Source organism: Gilvimarinus gilvus (assembly GCF_030518155.1).
GTDB classification, from domain to species: domain Bacteria; phylum Pseudomonadota; class Gammaproteobacteria; order Pseudomonadales; family Cellvibrionaceae; genus Gilvimarinus; species Gilvimarinus gilvus.
The window spans coordinates 1-1,119 of sequence record NZ_JAULRU010000582.1 but is presented as its reverse complement, the minus strand read 5'-3'; the positions used below and the strand labels follow the sequence as shown (position 1 = coordinate 1,119).

The window sequence follows — 1,119 nt, the reverse complement described above, 5'->3', positions numbered from 1 at the left end:
GTTAGCCTTCAAGAAGCTTTGCCAATCTGAGCTACTGAACTGACTACCTTGATCTGAGTGAATCATCACTTGCTGCTGTGGCTTGCGTCGCCACACAGCCATCAACATTGCGTCGATAGCCAGGTCGCTGCACATCCTTGGCTTCATTGACCAACCAATTACTTGGCGTGAGAACAGATCCAGCACTACCGCCAGATAGAGCCATCCTTCATAGGTGCGGATGTAAGTGATATCTGTCACCCAGACCTTGTTCGGCTCACTGACCTTGAACTGCCGCGCGAGGTGGTTGGGCGAGGCCACTGTTGGTTTTCCACCGTAAAACCCTGGACGCCGCCGATAGCCCGTTTGCGAACGCAGCCCCTCCGCCTGCATCAAGCGCCCGACTCGATTTCGTCCGCATTCCTCTCCCAGCTCACGTAGGTCATCGTGAATTTTGCGGTAGCCGTATACACCTCCGCTTTCTAGCCAAGCGTGTTTGATCAAGCCAAGCAGACGTTGATCTTCTTTTGCTCGGGCAGATTGAGGCTCGGCCAGCCAGGCGTAGTAGCCGCTGGGGTGCACCTTGAGGGTTTGGCAAAGGCGCCGCACCGGGTAATCAGTCGAGTGCTTCTTGATGAAGGCGTACTTCAGCCGCACTCCTTGGCAAAGTACGCGGCGGCCTTTTTTAAGATGTCTCGCTCTTCCGTCACGCGCTTGAGTTCAGCGCGCAGCTTGCGCAGTTCGGCCTGCTGATCGTCGTCTTGCTGACGCTGCTCTTGGGGCTTGCTGTAGACCTTGATCCAGGCGTAAAGGCTATGCACGGACACGCCCAGGCGCTGGGCGACATCGGCGACGGGTTTGCCTTTCTCGGTCACTTGCTTGACCGCTTCGATCTTGAATTCTTCGGGGTAACGCTGACGACTCATGGCACCTCCTATTTGGGCCTCATTATGAGGCTTGGAGGTGTCTACGAAACCAGGGGCGATTCATAAAGCTTCAGCGACCTCTTCAGGGGATGCACCGGAAAGAACCATTGAAGTAGCCTTGGTCCTGCGCAGTCGGTACGCGGTGATCCGCATGAAGGGCTCTGTTTTTTGTATGGGTCGATGAGGGTCTGGTAACTGGAGTATCCAAGTGAGA

1 pseudogene is annotated in these 1,119 nt (G+C 55.5%); it reads right to left on the bottom strand.

The annotated features are described in order from the left end of the window. Window positions 1-905, bottom strand: a pseudogene (locus QWI17_RS13800) (IS3 family transposase); the annotation flags it as partial. Window positions 906-1,119 lie beyond the last annotated feature (214 nt).